The organism is Lysobacter antibioticus HS124, from assembly GCF_000336385.2.
GTDB classification, from domain to species: Bacteria; Pseudomonadota; Gammaproteobacteria; order Xanthomonadales; family Xanthomonadaceae; genus Lysobacter; species Lysobacter firmicutimachus.
The window spans coordinates 38,703-56,530 of the sequence record NZ_HG424446.1; the positions used below are offsets into that span (position 1 = coordinate 38,703).

At 70.1% G+C, this 17,828-nt stretch carries 16 protein-coding genes; 10 read left to right on the forward strand and 6 right to left on the reverse strand.

Going from position 1 to position 17,828, the window contains the following annotated elements; genetic code table 11:
* The first annotated feature begins 86 nt into the window (after positions 1-86).
* From TX83_RS01430 to TX83_RS01440, 3 genes are all read left to right on the forward strand, one after another.
* A complete protein-coding gene (locus TX83_RS01430; protein ID WP_064746179.1) occupies positions 87-1,328 on the forward strand; it encodes an ectonucleotide pyrophosphatase/phosphodiesterase in 1,242 nt (413 codons plus the stop codon).
* 361 nt (positions 1,329-1,689) lie between these two features.
* Entirely contained in the window at positions 1,690-3,297 is a 1,608-nt protein-coding gene (locus tag TX83_RS01435) for a DNA-3-methyladenine glycosylase 2 family protein (RefSeq protein WP_079247976.1), read from the forward strand.
* Positions 3,294-3,815: a methylated-DNA--[protein]-cysteine S-methyltransferase gene (locus TX83_RS01440; protein ID WP_064746131.1), complete on the forward strand. Its 522-nt coding sequence runs from the start codon at positions 3,294-3,296 to the stop codon at positions 3,813-3,815. The genes TX83_RS01435 and TX83_RS01440 overlap by 4 nt, the downstream gene beginning before the upstream one ends.
* Positions 3,816-3,992: 177 nt before the next feature.
* On the opposite strand, the gene TX83_RS01445 is transcribed toward TX83_RS01440, so the two are convergent.
* Entirely contained in the window at positions 3,993-5,297 is a 1,305-nt protein-coding gene (locus TX83_RS01445; protein ID WP_064746132.1) for a formimidoylglutamate deiminase, read from the reverse strand.
* Between the two features lie 79 nt (positions 5,298-5,376).
* Between TX83_RS01445 and hutI the strand changes: the two genes are divergently transcribed.
* The 3 genes from hutI to TX83_RS01460 all read left to right on the forward strand — a co-directional run bounded on the left by hutI (position 5,377) and on the right by TX83_RS01460 (position 8,892).
* Positions 5,377-6,630, forward strand: coding sequence for an imidazolonepropionase (hutI, locus tag TX83_RS01450; RefSeq protein ID WP_261369974.1), 1,254 nt, complete (start codon positions 5,377-5,379; stop codon positions 6,628-6,630).
* A gap of 271 nt (positions 6,631-6,901) precedes the next feature.
* Entirely contained in the window at positions 6,902-8,041 is a 1,140-nt protein-coding gene (locus tag TX83_RS01455) for a dipeptidase (protein ID WP_064746133.1), read from the forward strand.
* Positions 8,038-8,892: a DUF6348 family protein gene (locus tag TX83_RS01460; RefSeq protein ID WP_064746134.1), complete on the forward strand. Its 855-nt coding sequence runs from the start codon at positions 8,038-8,040 to the stop codon at positions 8,890-8,892. Before TX83_RS01455 ends, TX83_RS01460 begins: the two co-directional genes overlap by 4 nt.
* 265 nt (positions 8,893-9,157) lie before the next feature.
* Here TX83_RS01460 and TX83_RS01465 read toward each other — a convergent pair whose 3' ends face one another.
* The 3 genes from TX83_RS01465 to TX83_RS01475 all read right to left on the reverse strand — a co-directional run bounded on the left by TX83_RS01465 (position 9,158) and on the right by TX83_RS01475 (position 10,745).
* Positions 9,158-9,796, reverse strand: a complete 639-nt coding sequence (locus tag TX83_RS01465; protein ID WP_064746135.1) for an outer membrane beta-barrel protein — start codon at positions 9,794-9,796, stop codon at positions 9,158-9,160.
* Positions 9,797-9,975: 179 nt separating this feature from the next.
* On the reverse strand, positions 9,976-10,161 hold the full coding sequence (locus TX83_RS01470) for a 30S ribosomal protein THX (RefSeq protein ID WP_064746136.1): 186 nt from the start codon (positions 10,159-10,161) through the stop codon (positions 9,976-9,978).
* A gap of 173 nt (positions 10,162-10,334) precedes the next feature.
* The gene (locus TX83_RS01475; protein ID WP_064746137.1) at positions 10,335-10,745 is read right to left on the reverse strand and encodes a MerC domain-containing protein; all 411 of its coding nucleotides are present in this window, start codon (positions 10,743-10,745) and stop codon (positions 10,335-10,337) included.
* A 100-nt stretch (positions 10,746-10,845) separates the two neighbouring features.
* On the opposite strand from TX83_RS01475, the gene TX83_RS01480 reads away from it, so the two are divergent.
* The 3 genes from TX83_RS01480 (at position 10,846) to TX83_RS01490 (ending at position 15,025) form a co-directional block, all read left to right on the forward strand.
* The gene (locus TX83_RS01480) at positions 10,846-13,017 is read left to right on the forward strand and encodes a TonB-dependent receptor (RefSeq protein ID WP_064746138.1); all 2,172 of its coding nucleotides are present in this window, start codon (positions 10,846-10,848) and stop codon (positions 13,015-13,017) included.
* A 171-nt stretch (positions 13,018-13,188) separates the two neighbouring features.
* The gene (locus TX83_RS01485) at positions 13,189-13,629 is read left to right on the forward strand and encodes a MarR family winged helix-turn-helix transcriptional regulator (RefSeq protein WP_064746139.1); all 441 of its coding nucleotides are present in this window, start codon (positions 13,189-13,191) and stop codon (positions 13,627-13,629) included.
* 151 nt (positions 13,630-13,780) lie between these two features.
* Positions 13,781-15,025: an MFS transporter gene (locus TX83_RS01490; RefSeq protein ID WP_064746140.1), complete on the forward strand. Its 1,245-nt coding sequence runs from the start codon at positions 13,781-13,783 to the stop codon at positions 15,023-15,025.
* Here TX83_RS01490 and TX83_RS01495 read toward each other — a convergent pair.
* Together TX83_RS01495 and gltX are read right to left on the reverse strand one after the other, a co-directional pair.
* Positions 15,022-15,519, reverse strand: coding sequence for a transcriptional repressor (locus TX83_RS01495; protein ID WP_064746141.1), 498 nt, complete (start codon positions 15,517-15,519; stop codon positions 15,022-15,024). The two genes, TX83_RS01490 and TX83_RS01495, sit on opposite strands and share 4 nt — an antisense overlap.
* A 40-nt stretch (positions 15,520-15,559) precedes the next feature.
* Complete coding sequence (gene gltX / locus TX83_RS01500) at positions 15,560-16,957, reverse strand: glutamate--tRNA ligase (RefSeq protein WP_064746142.1); 1,398 nt, start codon at positions 16,955-16,957, stop codon at positions 15,560-15,562.
* Between the two features lie 136 nt (positions 16,958-17,093).
* Here gltX and lpxH point away from each other — a divergent pair, with 136 nt between their 5' ends.
* On the forward strand, positions 17,094-17,828 hold the full coding sequence (gene lpxH, locus TX83_RS01505) for a UDP-2,3-diacylglucosamine diphosphatase (RefSeq protein ID WP_064746143.1): 735 nt from the start codon (positions 17,094-17,096) through the stop codon (positions 17,826-17,828).

The window sequence follows — 17,828 nt, forward strand, 5'->3', positions numbered from 1 at the left end:
CGACGGAAGTCATGCCGAATCTGGCCGCCCGTCGCGGTCCCGGCCGCCGCCATCGGCCTGCCATCCGGGGCGGCTATCATGCGCCGATGCGTTCGATCTTCTCCGCGGCCTGGGCCGCCCTGCTCCTGTCCGTTCTCGCTGCCTGCACCGCGCCGACGCGCGAGCCGCCGCCCGCCGACACGCCCTTGCTGTTGATCTCGATCGACGGCTTCCGTGCCGGCTACTTCGAACTGGGCCAGACGCCGAACATCGAGCGGCTGGCCGCCGACGGCGTGCGCGCGCAATGGATGACGCCGTCCTATCCGTCGCTGACCTTCCCCAACCACTACACCCTGGTCACCGGCCTGCGCCCCGATCGCCACGGCGTGGTCCACAACAGCATGAGCGACGACGCGCTCGGCCGCTTCCGCGTCGCCGATCGCGACGCAGTCGGCGACACGCGCTGGTGGAACGGCGGCGAGCCGATCTGGATCGGCGCGCAGAAGGCCGGCCTGCGCAGCGCCACCTTGTTCTGGCCGGGCAGCGAAGCGCCGATCCGCGGCCTGCGCCCGAACCGCTGGCGCCCGTTCGACGCTTCCGTCGACGAGAACGCGCGGGTCGACGAGGTGCTGGGCTGGCTCGGCGAACCGGCCTCGACCCGGCCGCACGTGGCCACCTTGTACTTCGACGCGCTCGATCACGAAGGCCACGACCATGGCCCGAATTCGCCCGAGGCGCGCGCCGCCCTGGTCCGCATCGACGCGGCGATCGGCCGCCTGCTCGATGGCCTGGCCGCGCGCGGCATGGCGGACCGGACCAACATCGTCCTGGTTTCCGACCACGGCATGGCCGAAGTGGCGCCCGGCCAGCGCATCGCGGTGGAGGACATGATCGCTGCGGACCAGGCGGTGGTGACTTCGGTCGGCCAGTCGATCGGCATCGTCCCGCTGCGCGGCCGCGAAGCCGAAGTCGAGCGTCGCCTGCTCGGCGCGCACCCGAATTACGACTGCTGGCGCAAGGGCGACCTGCCCGCGCGCTGGCACTACGGCCGCCACCCGCGGGTGCCGCCGATCGTGTGCCAGATGCGCGAAGGCTGGGATGCGATCGAAGCCAGCAAGCTGCGCGAATCCCCGAACCCCGGCACTCGCGGCTCGCACGGCTACGACCCGGCGCTGGCGTCGATGCGCGCGATCTTCGTCGCCCGCGGTCCGGCGTTCAAACGCGGCGCGACCCTCGCTCCGATCGACAACGTCGATGTCTATCCGCTGCTGGCGCGCCTGATCGGCATCGTGCCGGCACCGAACGACGGCCACATCGCCCCGCTGCTGCCGGCCCTGCGCGAGCCCTGAATCGTTCTTGCGGGCTGCATCGCTTCCTGTAGGAGCGGCGTGAGCCGCGACCCACCGCAGCGACCGAAGCAAGCGCAACCGCCGCAGCCCGATCCACCGGGCTGTTTCGTAATTGACGCACCCGCGACTTCGACCGATGGCGTGGTATTTCGCCGCTTCGGTTGTCGTGGCTGACGCCGCTCCTACACAAACCGGACAAGCCGGTTGCCGAACGCGTCGCCCGAGGGCAGGAGCGGCGCGAGCCGCGACCGCGCCGGCGCACGCGCCACGCAAGCTCCGCCCACAGGCCACCCGTCACGCCTCCACGTTCATGTCCGAATCCGGCCAGTCCGCAGCCTGTGCCGGTGCTAGGCTGCCTCGTATGGACGCCACCCCCACTCCCGCGCCGGCCGCTTCCCTGCCGCATTGGCGCGTCTGCGAACAGGCTCGGTTGAGCCGCGATCCGCGCTTCGACGGCCTGTTCTTCACCGCCGTCACCAGCACCCGCATCTATTGCCGGCCGGTGTGTCCGGCGCCCGCGGCCAAGCGCGAGAACGTGGTCTATTTCGGCCACGCCGCGGCGGCCGAGGCCGCCGGCTTCCGCCCTTGCCTGCGTTGCCGGCCGGAATTGTCGCCCGGCGAAGGCGCGTGGCGGCGCGGCGATGCCGCCGTCGCACGCGCGCTGAAGCTGATCGATCAAGGGCTTCTGGCCGAACAGCCGTTGGCCGAATTGGCCGCGCGCGTCGGCGTGGGCGAGCGGCAATTACGCCGCCTGTTCGTCGACCGCCTCGGCGCGCCGCCGATCGGCGTGCACGGCACCCACCGGCTGCTGTTCGCCAAGCAATTGCTGACCGAGACGCGCCTGCCGATCACCGAAGTCGCGATGGCCGCCGGCTTCGGCAGCCTGCGCCGCTTCAATGCGACTTTCCAGGAGGCCTATCGGATGGCGCCGCGCGAGTTGCGCCGGCGGCCGAACGAAAGCGTCGACGCCGGCGGCGGCGAAACCTTGAGTCTGCGCTTGGGTTATCGGCCGCCGTACGACTTCGCGGCGATGCTCGATTTCCTGCGCGGCCGTGCCCTGCCCGGAGTCGAACTGGTCGACGAGCACAGCTACAGCCGGGTGATCGGCCCGATCGAAGCGCCGGGCTGGCTGCGGGTCAGCGCATGGCCGTCGCGCAGGGGCGAGGCCGAACACGCACTGCGCCTGGAACTGCATGGGCCGGCACCGGCGCGGCTGCTGGACATCACCAATCGCTTGCGGCGGATGTTCGATCTGGACGCCGACCCGAACGCGATCGGCGCCGCCTTGTCGGTCGACCCGCGCCTGAAGGCCTTGGTCGACCGCCGGCCGGGCCTGCGCCTGCCCAGCGGTTGGGACGGCTTCGAGATCGCGGTGCGCGCGATCCTGGGCCAGCAGGTCAGCGTCGCCGCCGCGCGCACCCTGGCCTCGCGTCTGGCGCAGCGCTACGGCCAGCCGCTGCCGAAGCCGTTTGCGCCGGGACTGGAGCATCTGTTCCCGACTGCGGACGCCTTGGCCGACGCCGACCTGGTTTCGATCGGCCTGACCCGCGCCCGCGCCGACACCGTGCGCACGGTCGCCCGCGCCCTGCTCGATGGCCGGGTCGACTTCCGCGCCGAACGCACGCTCGACGATTTCGTCGCACGCTGGGTCGCCCTGCCGGGCATCGGCCCGTGGACCGCGCACTACATCGCCCTGCGCGCGCTCGGCCATCCCGACGCTTTTCCCGCCGACGACCTGGTGCTGCAGAAGGCGGTGCCGGAAGACGGCGTGCGCCTCAGCGCCAAAGCGCTCAACGCCCGCGCCGAAGCCTGGCGGCCGTGGCGCGCCTACGCCGTGATCCAGGTCTGGCGCGACAGCATGCCGGTACCGGCGGCCAAGCCCGCCGCGGCGGCGACCCCGGCCCCCAAGCGCCGCCGGGTCGCCGGCGGCCGCGCCGAAACCGCGCGCAACGAAGGCGCGGCGGCATGATCACCTATCAAAGCATCGACAGCCCGGTCGGCGAACTGCTGCTCGCCAGCGCCGCCGACGGCCTGCGCCTGATCGAATTCGAACGTCCCTGGCATCCGTACAAGCGCGGCGACGACTGGCGCGAGGGCGACGACGAAGTCCTGCAGCGCACGCGCAGCCAGCTTGGCGACTACTTCGCCGGCCGCCTGCGCGAATTCGACCTGCCGCTGGCGCCGCACGGCACGCCGTTCCAATTGCAGTGTTGGCGCACGCTCGCGCAGATTCGCTGGGGCGAGACCTGGAGCTATGCGCAGATGGCCCAGCGCATCGGCCGTCCGACCGCGACCCGCGCGGTCGGCGCCGCCAACGGCCGCAATCCGCTGCCGATCGTGCTGCCCTGCCATCGCGTGATCGGCTCCGACGGCAGCCTTACCGGCTTCGGCGGCGGCCTGCCGACCAAGCAGTTCCTGCTGACCCTGGAAGGCGCGTTGCCGGCGCAGGAAGCGGTGCCGATCGGGGATTTGTTCGCGCCACATTGAGGGGCGCGTACGCGCAAGCCAAGTCCCCCTCGAAGGCGGAGCGACGGCACGCTCCCTGCCCCTGTTTTTCCAAGGGTGCAACGCTTTGGGTGGGGCCCGCAGGCGCCAACGCCGGCTTCGCGCCGATGCGCTGCCGTCGGTGTTTGTTCTGAAGCCGTTGCTATTGCTGTCGCCGTCTCAACCCGCCATCAACCGCCGCATCGCATCCGCATACCCCGCGGCGATCTCATCGCGCTTGTGGTGCCGTCCGCCGGACACGACGACCTCGCCGCCGACCTCGACCGTGTCGATGGCATTGCGGTTGCCGCTGAACAGCCAACGATCGATGCAGTCCTCGTCGCTGGCGCCGGCCAGGATCGGCGCATTCGCGTCCAATGTCAGACGGTCGCCGGCCAAGGCTTCGGCGCTGAAACCGGTCGAAGCCGGAGCGCTGGCGACCACGCCGCGCAGCAGGGCTTCGCCGACGCTGGCCGCATGCGCCTCGTCGCCGCGGCCGACGGCGATATTGCGCCGGCGGGTGATCAGGCGCTGGCCGTACTCCAGCCAACGCAGCTCTTCGACCGGAGACACCGAGATATGCGAATCCGAGCCCACGCCCCAGGCACCGCCGGCATCGAGGTAGTCGCGCAGCGGGAACAGGCCGTCGCCGAGGTTGGCCTCGGTGGTGGTGCAGATCGCCACGGTCGCGCCGCTGGCGGCGATGCCGCGCACTTCATCCTCGTCGAGGTGAGTGGCATGGACCAGGGTCCAACGTTCATCGACCTCGGTGTTGCCGAGCAGCCAGCGCACCGGGCGCGCGCCGCGCGCAGCCACGCAGTCGTCGACTTCGGCGGTCTGCTCGGCGATGTGGATATGCACGCGGCTGTCGGCGGGGATCGCCGCCAGCACCTCGCGCATCGGCCCCGCCGGCACCGCGCGCAGGCTGTGCAGGCAGCAGCCGACGCGCAGCATCGCATCGCTGTCGGCGCGCAGGGTGTCGAGCAGGCGCAGGTAGGCGTCGACTTCATGGCCGAAACGGCGCTGGCGCTCGCCGAGCGGGCGCTCGTCGAAACCGCCGGTCATGTACAGCACCGGCAGCAAGGTCATGCGGATGCCGGTTTCGCGCGCCGCGGCGATCAGCGCCCGCGACATCGCCGCCGGATCGGCATAAGAGCGGCCGTCGGGCGCATGGTGCAGATAATGGAACTCGCACACGCTGGTGTAACCCGCTTCGAGCATTTCCGCGTACAGCTGGCTGGCGACCGCGTGCAGTGTTTCGGGGGTGAAACGGGCGGCGAAGCGGTACATCGTCTCGCGCCAGGTCCAGAAGCTGTCGGCCGGGTCGGTCTGGCGCTCGGCCATGCCGGCCATGGCGCGCTGGAACGCGTGCGAATGCAGGTTGGCGATGCCGGGCACGCGGCGGCGCGCGTGCGTACTGGCCGGTACGGCGACGCGCTGCCAGCCGTCGGGGGTCCAGGTGGCGCAGGAGTCGGAGGTCGTCATCCGGCCATTCTCGCCTGCGCGCGCCCGCGACGCGACCGCCGGCCGGGTCACGACCGGCGCCAGCGGCTAAAATCCCGCCATGACCGCCATGTCCTCCCGCTCCGACGGCCCCCTGTACGACGGCCTCGTACTCGGCGCCACCCTGGCCACCCTCGACGGCGACCGCGGCTACGGCGAGATCGCCGACGCCGCGCTGGCCTGGCGCGACGGCCGCCTGGCCTATGTCGGCGCGCGCTCCGACCTGCCCGGCGCACCGCAGGACCTGGCCGCCAAGGTCGTCCAGGCCGGCGGCTGGATCACCCCGGGCCTGGTCGACTGCCACACCCATCTGGTCTTCGCCGGCGACCGTGCGCGCGAGTTCGAGTTGCGCCTGCAGGGCGCCAGCTACGAAGACATCGCCCGCGCCGGCGGCGGCATCGTCTCCAGCGTGCGCGCCACCCGCGAAGCCAGCGGCGCCGAGCTGTTGCGTCAGTCGCTGCCGCGCGCACGCGCCCTGCTCGGCGACGGCGCCACCACCCTGGAAATCAAGTCCGGCTACGGCCTGGACTTGGAGAACGAGCGCAAGATGCTGCGTACCGCGCGGGCCATCGGCCGCGAGCTCGGCATCCACGTGCGCACCACCTATCTGGCCGCGCACGCGCTGCCGCCGGAGTACGCCGGCCGCAGCGACGACTACATCGACGCGGTCTGCGCCTGGATGCCGCGCCTGCACGAAGAAGGCCTGATCGATGCGGTGGACGCGTTCTGCGAAGGCATCGGCTTCTCGCCGGCGCAGACCCGGCGCGTGTTCGAGACCGCGCGCGCGCTCGGCCTGCCGGTCAAGCTGCATGCCGACCAGCTCAGCGATCTCGGCGGCGGCGCCCTCGCCGCAGCGTTCGACGGGCTCTCCGCCGACCATGTCGAACACACCTCGCTGGACAGCGTGCGGGCGATGGCCGAACACGGCACCGTCGCGGTATTGCTGCCGGGCGCGTTCCATGTATTGCGCGAAACCAAGCTACCGCCGCTGGACGCGTTCCGCGAGCACGGCGTGGCGATGGCGGTAGCCACCGACTGCAATCCCGGCACCTCGCCGCTGCTGTCGTTGCGCCAGGCCATGCAACTGGCCTGCAGCCACTTCCGCCTGACCCCGGAGGAAGCCCTGCGCGGCGCCACCGTGCACGCCGCGCGCGCATTGGGTTGCGCCGATCGCGGCGTGCTGCGGGTCGGCGCGCAGGCCGATTTCGTGCAATGGGACATCGGCCACCCGGCCGAGCTGTGCTACTGGCTCGGCGGCCGGCTGGCGCGGCGTGTCTACGCCGCGGGCGTGCTGGTCGAAGGCAGCGCGGCCTGAGCGCCGCCCCAGCCGGGGCGGGAACGATGCAAACCGCGACCGCAAACCGGCACCGGCCGCGCCGGCATCCGACCGCCGCCGGCGCCGTTTCCCCGGCGCCGGTACAAAGCGCCTTTGCGTGCGCTGCGCCGCCGCAAACTGCGCGCATCGCTTGTTGTACCCTCAGCCCTCCTGCGCGCCGCCGCGCGCTCAAACCGGAGGTCGTGTGCGGATCGCAGCTCTCGCCTTAGCCCTTGCCCTGTCGTGGTCGGCCGCATCGGCCGACGAACCCTTGAGCGCCGGCCAACGCTTCGCCCAGGATGCGACCATCGTCGATACCCATATCGACGCGCCCAGCCTGTTGCTGCGCAACTGGGCCGATCTCGGCGTGGACACGCCCAAGGTCGAATTCGACTACCCGCGCGCGCGCCAGGGCGGCCTGGACGTGGCCTTCATGTCGATCTACACCTCGCCCGGCGAAGACCGCGCCGGCAGCGCCACCCAGACCGCGCACACCCAGATCGACGCGGTCGAGGCGATGATCGGCCGCCATCCGGAGCGGTTCGCCCTGCTGCGTTCGCCGGCCGACTTCGAGCGCCTGCACGCGCGCGGCCAGCGTGTGCTGCTCGCGCTGGGCATGGAGAACGGCGCGCCGATCGGCGACGACCTGGCGCGGCTGGCCCAGTTCCATGCCCGCGGCGTGCGCTACATCACCCTCGCCCACAGCGAGGACAACCGTATCAGCGATTCCTCCTACAGCCGCAAGCGTACCTGGCAGGGGCTGAGCCCGTTCGGCGAGAAAGTCGTCGACGAAATGAACCGGCTCGGCATCATGGTCGACGTCTCGCACCTGTCCGACGACGCGGTACGCGATGTGCTTGCGCGAAGCAAGGCGCCGGTGATCGCCAGCCATTCCGGGCTGCGCCATTTCACGCCCGGTTTCGAGCGCAACCTCAGCGACGAGCTCGCCAAGGCGATCGCGGCCAAGGGCGGCGTGGTCCAGATCGTGTTCGGCAACGCCTTCGTCGACCCGGCCTCGGCCGCCGACACCCAGGCCTACTTCGTCGACAACGCCAAGTTCGAGCGCGAACAGGCCGCTGCGCGCGAACGCGGCGAAGCGGTGCGCAGCCAGGCCGATTTCGACGCCGCTTGGGAGAAAGCGCACCCGCCGCGCAAAGTACCGATCGATGCGGTGCTGAATCAGATCGACTACGCGGTGAAACTGCTCGGCGCCGACCACGTCGGCATCGGCTCGGATTTCGACGGCGTATCCGGCGCGCTGCCGGACGGCCTCACGTCGGTCGCCGATTACCCGAACCTGATCGAAGGCCTGAAGCGGCGCGGCCATTCCGACGACACCGTGCGCAAGATCCTCGGCGACAACCTGCTGCGGGTATGGCGCGCGGTCGAGGCTCAGGCGGTGCGTCGATGAGCGCTTCCGCGACCGGTCCGGCGTTCGAGCTGCTCCAGGCCAACCCCGGCGGTTCGCCCGACGGTCACCTGCGCTTGCTGGACGAACACGGCGAGGAATTCCTGGAGCCGTTCGACCTGGTCCAGACCCTGGCCGAAGTACTGGCCGAGTCCGGCCATCGCGCGCACGCCTACGACAACGGCTGGATCGAGATCGGCGACGACGGTCTGTTCGCGTTTCCCCAACTGGTCGAATTCACCGAGCTCGACAACGGCGTCATCCGTACCGCCAGCACCATCCAGTGCCACCACCCGCGCTGCTTCCCGCTCGGCCTGTTCGAGTACCAGCACGCCACCGGCGAAGGTTTCGACGATGCCGTACGGCGCGGGTTCGGCCAATGGGCACGCACCGACCTGATCGCCCTGCTCGACGCGACGCGGGTCGAACCCGAAGCCTGCATGAGCATGCGCATGGACTTCGACGGCGAAGACGGGTCGAAAGCACGGTCGCGGCGCGTCGTGTTCGGACCGGTGGCGCACTTCGGCCAAGCCCCGGCCGAACAGGCCGCAAACCCGGACCCGGACGAGGACGCGGAAGCCTGCGAACACGGCTTCTGCCCCTGCTGTCTGTTCACCCAATCGCTGGACGCGTTCCGTCCGCTGCTGCAGGCCGAGGGCGTGTTCGCGCTGCGTCTGTTCGCCTCGCGCGATCACCACGACGGCGAATGCCAGGCCGATTGCCGGGTCAACGGCGAAGATTGGGCGCCGGGGCTGGCCAGCCTGCAAGCCTATGCCGCGACCTGGCCGAGCACGGCCGGACAGGGGCTGGAATTCCGCAAGCAGTACGTGATCGTGCAGGACGCGCCGGACTGAGCCCGCGGCGGCGCCAACCGAAGCGAGTTGCGGCGCCGGCCCGCCGTCGCCGCAACTCGCGCGCCGCATAGCGAAGGCAAGCCCAACCGGCACCCAGGGGAATCCTCCCGAATCCCTAATCGCGAATCCCTAATCCCTAATCCCTAATCCCTAATCCCTAATCCCGAATCCCTAATCCCGAATCCCGAATCGCGAATCCCCGTCCCGCAAAAAAGCAAAGCCCGGCGCAGGCCGGGCTTTGCTTTTGTCATCGTGCAGGCGCTGATCAGAAGCTGGCGCGGACACCGATGGTGTACTGCTTGGCGTGCTCGCCGAACTCGGCTTCGCCGACGATGCCCCAGGTCTGGTTGAACTTGACCAGGGCGCCGACGGTGCCGCTGAACTCGCTGTCGTACATGTCGCCGTCGGTGTAGTTCAGCTTGGCCCAGCCTTCGAAGTTCTTGGCCAGGTTGCCGCGCAGACCGACCGAACCGCGGAAGTCGTCGCCGTCGATCTCGTCGGACAGCACGTTCGAGTCCAGCTCGGTGCGGATGTAGCTCAGCTCGCCGACCCAGTCGACGCGCTCGGACAGAGTGTGGTGGTAGCCCACGCCGATCTTGAACTGGTCGGCATCGACGTCGATGTCGCCCAGGTCGACGTTGTTGAAGCGCACGCCGACGTTGTTGTCTTCGCCCTTGCGGTAGCTGCCGAACGCGTAGAACGGCGCTTCGCCGAACGCGATCGAACCGTCGATGTAGCCGCCGTCGGCCTTCGGATCCTGCACGCGCAGGCCCGGGGTCAGGCTGCGCACTTCGTACTGCTGCACCGAATAACCGGCTTCGATGTGGGTGTAGCTCAGACCTTCCGCAGCGGCGGCGGTCGACGCCAGGGCCAGGGCCAGGCCCAGCGCGAGTTGCTTCTTCATAAATCCCCTTGTTCCTTGATTGGCGATGAAGTTCCCATCCTCGGGAACGGCGCGCATCTTAATGAAAAAATTACATCCTGTCTGCCGGCATCGCGCCGCCCGCCGACAAAACCGTGCGACAAAACAAAAGCCCCGCGGAGGCGGGGCTTCGGTTCGAACCTGCGGGCCTGGAGGCCGGCTTATTCCTTGGTGGCCTTCTTCGCCACGACCTTCTTGGCCGGCGCCTTGACCGCGCTCTTGGCGGTCTTCTTGGCGGCCGGCGCCGCGGCCGAGCCGGTGGCCTTGGTCACGGCCTTGCTGCGGGCGTTGCCGTAGCTGGAGTTGTAGCGCTTGCCCTTGGCGGTCTTGCGGTCGCCCTTACCCATGGTCGTGCTCCTAAATTAAGACGTTGTGCGTTGAATCGATTGGTTCGAATGGTGTCCGCGCTGGCGACAGGCGCAGCCACCGGGCAGGTCCGCAGGACCGGTGCCGGCGCCGCACGGCGCGCGCGAGGCTGCGAAGCCTAGCATAAGCGTCGGTTCCAGGCCCGCGGCGGGGCTCAATGAGCGCAGTGGGCGTCGTGGACGTGAACGTGGTTCAGGCGCAAATTGGCCAGATGGGCCAGCCCGACCAGGGTGCCGCCGAGGGTCATCACCACCGCATGCGGCAACAGCGAATGGTGCAGCGGCGGATACAGCAGGCCCAGCCACAGCACCAGCACGCCCGGCAGCAGCAGGACCAGCGCGCGCACGGCACGGTGGCGGCGATAGCCCCAGGCGACGCTGAAACTGCCGAGCAAGGTGGCGAAGATCACGAACGCCAGCTCGAAGCGGCCGTCGAACCAGCCGGCCACGCCGAGCGAGGGCAGCAGCGCGATCGCCAGCGGCAGCAGCGCGCAGTGCACCGCGCACAGCAGGGAGCCGAAGGCGCCGATGCGGTCGATCAGGCTGCGGGGACGCAGGTCGGGCATGGATGACGGTTTGTTAATGATGACTTCTGGGAGGGGGACATCGCGACTTGGTTATAATATAACATTACGACCTGTCGCTCCCAACACTTTACCTGAACCCATGCCCCGACGTCCCCTGCCGCGGCTGCTGCCGCTAGCCCTGGCCCTGCAACTGGCTGTTCCATTCATCGCTCAGGCCCAGGAGGCCGGCACCGTGCCGGCCGATCGCCACCCGCCCACCGACCTCAACGCGATCGAGGTCAAGGCCACGCCCTTGCCTGGCACCGCGGAAGACCTGACTCGCCCGGTCGATGTGCTGGCCGGCGAACAGCTCGACCGCGCCAAGGCCAACTCGCTCGGCGAGACCGTGGCCAAGCTGCCCGGCGTGCAGAGCTCCTACTTCGGCCCCGGCGTCGGCCGGCCGATCGTGCGCGGTTTCGACGGCGCCCGAGTCCAGGTGCTCAGCGACGGCCTCGGCTCCGGCGACGTGTCCACGGTCAGCGTCGATCATGCCGTCAGCATCGAACCCTTCCTCGCCGACCAGATCGAGGTGCTAAAGGGCCCGGCCACCCTGCTCTACGGCAGCGGCGCGATCGGCGGCGCGGTCAACGTCATTGACGGCCGCATTCCCGAGCGCGCCACCGAGCAGCCGCTGCAAGGCCGCGCCGAACTGCGCGGCGGCACGGTCAACGACGAAAAGACCGGCATGGTCCGCCTCGACGGCACCTCGGCCTCCGGCCATGTCGTGTTCCACTTCGACGCCCTGCACCGCGAAACCGGCGACTACGACATCCCCGGCTATGCCGAGAGCGCGGCCCATCGCGCCGAAGCCGGCGAAGTCGCCGACCCGGCCGACCGCGGCGTGCTGCGCAACAGCGCCGTGCGCACCGACGCCGGCGCGCTCGGCATTTCCTGGGTCGGCGAACGCGGCTTCCTCGGCGCCAGCTACAGCCTGTTCAACACCCGCTACGGCGTGCCGGGCCACGAACACGAGCACGGCGACGACGGCCACGATCACGGCGACGAAGCCGAGGGCGAGGAAGGCGCGGTCCGGATCGAAATGGACCAGCGCCGCACCGAAGTGCGCGGCGGCCTCAACGAGGTCGGTCCGTTCGCCTCGATCCGGGCCAAAGTGGCCCGCACCGAGTACACCCATACCGAATACGAAGGCGCCGCCGTCGGCACCGTGTTCGACAACACCAGCACCGAGGGCCGGCTGGAACTGGTGCATCGCCCCTGGGGCGGCTGGAACGGCGCGTTCGGCCTGCAGTTGGCCAAGCGCGACTTCCGCGCGATCGGCGACGAAGCCTTCGTGCCGCCGTCGCAGTCGCGCGACGGCGGCCTGTTCTGGATCGGCGAACGCGAGTTCGGCCCGGTCAAGCTGGAGCTGGGCGCGCGCCACGACCGCAACGAGATCGACGTCGACGAGGGCGCGATCGGACCGGACCGCGATTTCGATACCACCAGCCTGTCGGCTTCGGCGCGCTGGAATCTGAGCGAGGACTTCCACCTGTCGTTCGGCCTGGACCGCGCGCAGCGTTCGCCGACCGCCGAAGAGCTGTACTCCAACGGCTTGCACGTGGCCACCGCGAGCATCGAACTGGGCAGTCCGACCCTGGACGTGGAGACCGCCAACCGCGCCGAGCTCGGTCTGCACTGGCACAACGGCCCGCTCAAGCTGAGCGCCTCGCTGTACCACGTGCGCTACAACGACTTCATTTACCTGGCCGACACCGGCGTGGAAGAGCACGACGGCCCGGTGCGGCTGTGGACCCAGGGCGATGCGCGCTTCAGCGGCGCCGAAGCCGAGGCCGACTGGACCTTCCTCGACAACGACACCGGCACCTGGGGCCTGCGTGTGTTCGGCGACGTGGTGCGCGGCAAGCTCGACGGCCGCGGCACGCGCGAGGTCGCGTTCGCGGTGCCGCATGGCGATCACAGCCACGACTACACCGCCGACCTGGCGCAGAGCGGCAACCTGCCGCGCATCGCGCCGTGGCGCCTGGGCGGCGAACTGCGCTGGGCGCGCGGCCCGCTGCGCGCTTCGCTGGGTGCGGTGCGTTACGCACGCCAGGACCGGGTCGCCGAGTTCGAAAGCGAAACGCCGGGCTATACCCTGGTCGACGCGCATGTCGCCTGGCACGCCGACACCGCCGCCGGCAACGCCTGGGAAGTGTTCCTCGACGGCAGCAACCTGCTCGACAAGGAAGCGCGCGCGCACACCTCCTTCCTCAAGGACGTGGCGCCCCTGCCCGGCCGCGGGGTCGCGTTCGGCGTGCGCATGTTCTTCTGACGGCCGACAGCGGCACCGGATCGGACGTCCTGGCGCCGCCCGCATTCGGCTTGCGGGCGGGAGCGCCGCCGGCAGGGTTCGCCGCCGGCGCTCGCACCAGTTCCCAGCCCACCGAACGCCGGCGCTCGCCGGCGTTTGCGTCGGCCGCACAAATAGGTGTATATACACACAATGGCCTTTCCTCCGACCGCGCCGAGCGTCTGCACCTGCTTCCGCATGCGCAAGCTGTCGCGGCTGATGAGCCAACGCTACGACCAGGCGCTGGCGCCGGCCGGGCTCAATCTCAATCAATATTCGATCCTGCGCCGCACCGGCGGCCAAGGGCGCCCGCTGGGCGAAATCGCGCGCGAACTCGGCATGGACCGCAGCACCCTGAGCCGCGATCTCAAGCCGCTGGTCGAGGCCGGCTGGATCGAATCGGTGCCCGGCGATGACGCGCGCCAACGCCGCCTGCGCCTGACCGCGTCCGGCCGCCGCACCATCGAACGCGCGCAACCGCTGTGGCGCATGGCTCAGGACGAAATCGACCGCGGCCTCGGCGCCGACGGCGTCGCCGCCCTGCACGCGCAGTTGGACCGCGCGATCGCGCAGTTGCAGGGCGACGCCCCATGAACGCCGCCGGCGCCGCGCCTGCCTCGCTTCCCGCCTGCCGTCATCCCCGCGAAAGCGGGGCCCAAGGCTTCGCCGCGACATCGCTCCGCGCCCTGCGGACGCCCGATCGGTCGCCGGTCTCCTTCCCCGCCGTTCGTCAGCGAGCGTCCGCATGAACCCCGCGCCCTCCGCCAAACCCGCGTCCTACTGGCCGCTGCTGCTCGCCGCCACCGCGATGCTGATGATCACCATGGGCATCCGCCAATCGCAGGGGCTGCTGGTCAAACCGATCGGCCACAGCACCGGCCTGGGCATCGCCGAAATCAGCTTCGCGCTGGCGATCGGCCAGTTCGTCTGGGGTGCGGTGCAACCGGTGTTCGGCGCCCTCGCCGATCAGCGCGGCCCCGGCCGGGTGCTGGTGTTCGGCGGCGTGCTGCTGATCGCCGGCATGGGCCTGACTCCGTTCGTGTCCTCGCAATGGGGCCTGCTGATGACGCTGGGCGTGCTCGGCGCGGCCGGCGCGGGCGCGGGCAGTTTCTCGATCCTGATCGGCGCGACCGCGCAACGGATTCCGGCGGAAAAGCGCTCGCTGGCCTCGGGCGTGATCAACGCCGGCGGTTCGATGGGCCAGTTCGTGTTCGCGCCGCTGGTGCAAGCGGTGATCGCGGCGGCCGGCTGGATGGCGGCGATGTGGACCCTGGCCGCGGCCGCGGTGGCGACGCTACCGCTGGCCTGGCCGCTGCGCCGGCGCGAATCGCCCGCAGCGGTGGCCGGTGCGACGAACGCGGCGCCCGCGGGCATCGGCTTGCGCGAGCAGTTGCGCATCGCGGTACGCGAGCCGAGCTACTGGATGCTGCATGTGGGCTTTTTCACCTGCGGCTTCCACATCGCCTTCCTGGTCACCCACCTGCCCGGCGAAATCGCGCTGTGCGGACTGTCGGACAACGTTTCGGCGATGGCGTTGGGCCTGATCGGCCTGTTCAACGTCGCCGGCAGCCTCGCCGCCGGCTGGCTCGGCCAACGCTTCCGCATGAAGTACCTGCTGGCCGGCATGTACGCCAGCCGCGCGGCGATGATCGCGATCTATCTGGTCTCGCCGCCCACGCCGCTGACCTTCTACCTGTTCGCCGCCGGCCTCGGCGTGACCTGGCTGGCGACGGTGCCGCCGACCGCCGGCCTGGTCGGCAAGCTGTTCGGCCCGCGCTACCTGGGCACGCTGTTCGGCCTCACGTTGCTCTCGCACCAGATCGGCGGCTTCTTCGGCGCCTGGCTCGGCGGCTTGGCGATGGCGAGGTTCGGCGACTACACCTGGATGTGGTACGCCGACATCGTGCTGGCGCTGCTGGCCGCCGCGGCGAACCTGCCGATCCGCGAGAGCCGGCCGGCGCTGGCCGGGTTGGCGGCGGCGAAAGCCTAGCCCTGCGCCGCCTTCGCCTGCACGCAGTCCGCGCACATGCCGTGCACTTCCAGCGTCTGCGCCTGCGGCACGAAGCCCAGTGCGCGCGCCCGGGCTTCGAGCAGATCGACGATGCGCTCGTCTTCCAGTTCGGTCGCCGATTGGCAGCTGTCGCAGATCAGGAACGGCACCGCGTGCTGGGCGCCGCCCGGGTGATGGCAGCCGACGAAGGCGTTGATCGAGGCCAGCTTGTGGATGAAGCCGTGCTCGAGCAGGAAATCCAGCGCGCGATAGATGGTCGGCGGCGCCGCAGCGTCGTGGGTCGCCTTCATCCGGTCGAGCAGGTCGTAGGCCTTCATCGGCCGGCCGGCGTCGGCGATCAGGCGCAGCGCGTGGGCGCGGATCGGAGTCAGCCGCAGGCCGCGCTGCTCGCAGGCCCGCTCGACCTCGTGCACGAAGGCGTCGCCATCGTGGACGTGGTGCTGGGGATCGGTGCAGGCGGTGTGGGTGCTCATGGCGGACTCCGTAGCGCGGCGCGGGCCTGATCGATTCGACCTATGCCGGAATCTTAGTGAGGGCGGCGTCGATACGTTGCAAGGCCTGCTCGCGGCCGGCCAGATAGACCGTATGCGAGATGTCCGGGCTGACCTGAGTGCCGGTGATCGCCACCCGCATCGGCTGGGCGATCTTGCCCATGCCCAGGCCCAAGGCTTCGGCCGTCTCGTGCAGGGCCGCCGCCACGCTCTCCGCGGTCCACGCCGCCAGCGCGGCCAGACGCGTGCGCGCCTCGCTCAGCGGCGCGTGCGCGGCCGCGGTCAGGTGCTTGGCCACCGCCGCCTCGTCGTACTGCCGCAACGGTCCGTACCAGACCGCCGCGCGCTCGGCCATGTCCTTGAGCGTCTGCACGCGGTCGCGCAGCGCGATCACCACGTCGGCCGGCGCCGGGCCGGCGGCCAGGTCGTAGCCCTGCTGGCGCAGATGCCATGCCAGGTGCTTGCCGACCTCGGCCGGATCGTCGTTCTTGAGGTACTGCTGGTTGAGCCAGCCCAGCTTGGCCGCGTCCAGGCGCGAGGCCTTGGAGTTCACGTCCTGGAGCTGGAACAGCCGGGTCATCTCCTCGATGGAGAAGATTTCCTGGTCGCCGTGCGACCACCCCAGGCGGACCAGGTAGTTCAACAGCGCATGCGGCAGATAGCCGGCGTCGCGGTACTGCATCACGTCGGCCGCGCCGGTGCGCTTGGACAGCTTGTTGCCCTCCTCGTCGAGGATCATCGGCAAATGCGAGAAATGCGGCACCGGCGCGCCCAGCGCCCGGTAGATGTTGATCTGGCGCGGCGTGTTGTTGACATGGTCGTCGCCGCGCACCACATCGGTGATGCCCATGTCCCAGTCGTCGACGACCACGGCGAAGTTGTAGGTCGGATAGCCGTCGGCGCGGAAGATCACCAGATCGTCGAGCTCGCTGTTGGCGATCTCGATCCGGCCCTTGACCTTGTCGTCGAACGCGACCGTGCCCTCGAGCGGGTTCTTGAACCGGATCACCCGGTTCGGGTCGTCGCGATAGGGCTCGTTGCGGTCGCGGTAGGCGCCGCTGTAGCGCGGCTTCTCCTTCGCCGCCATCGCCGCGTCGCGCGCAGCGGCGAGTTCCTCCTTGGTCTCGTAGGCGTAATAGGCGGTGCCGGCGGCGACCATCTGCTCGGCGACCTCGCGGTAACGCGCCAGGCGGTGGGTCTGGTAGATGGGGCCCTCGTCGTAGTCCAGGCCCAGCCAGTCCATCGCCTCCAGGATCGCATCGATCGCGGCCTGGGTGCTGCGCTCCTGGTCGGTGTCCTCGATGCGCAGGATGAACTGCCCGCCCGCGCGGCGCGCTTCCAGCCAGCAGTACAGCGCGGTGCGCGCGCCGCCGATGTGCAGGTAGCCGGTGGGACTGGGGGCGAAGCGGGTGCGGGTCATGCGGGGCTCGGGCGGATCCGGGAAGACCGGCTATTTTAGCGGATGGACGCGGCCGGGGCCGTCGGGCCGCCGGAACCGGCCCTGGGAGGTCCGCGGCCATGCCGGTGCGGGCGCCGGGCTGGCCTAAACTAGACTCATGACCACCCTTTTCATTTCCGACCTGCACCTGGACCCCGAGCGGCCGCAGATCGCCGAGCTGTTCGGCCGCTTCGTCCGCGACGAGGCGCGCGGCGCCGATGCGCTGTACATCCTCGGCGATCTGTTCGAAGCCTGGGTCGGCGACGACGACCCGGCCGAGACCGGCGCGTTCGTCGCGGCCGAGCTCAAGGCCCTGGCCGAGAGCGGCGTGCCGGTGCATTTCATTCGCGGCAACCGCGACTTCCTGCTCGGCACCGACTATGCCGCCCGCGCCGGCATGCGCCTGCTGCCGGACCCGTCGGTGGTGCTGCTGTACGGCCGCCCGACCCTGATCGGCCACGGCGATCAGCTGTGCACCGACGACGTCGCCTACCAGCAGTTCCGCGCCCAGACGCGCCATCCGGCCTGGCAGGCGCAGTTCCTGGCCCAGCCCCTGGCGGCACGGCTGGCCTTCGCTCAGCAGGCGCGCGCGGCCAGCAAGGCGCACCAGGCCGGGCTGCGCGATGCCGGGCGCATGGAAACCATCACCGACGTCTCGCCGCAGACCGTGGCCGAGACCTTCGCCCGCTACGGCATCGACCGCATCATCCACGGCCATACCCACCGTCCGGCGGTGCATGCGCTCGAGGTCGGCGGCCGCGCCTGCGAACGCATCGTACTCGGCGACTGGTACGAGCAAGGCTCGGTGCTGCGCGTCGACTGCGACGGCGCGCGCCTGCAAAGCCTGAGCTGA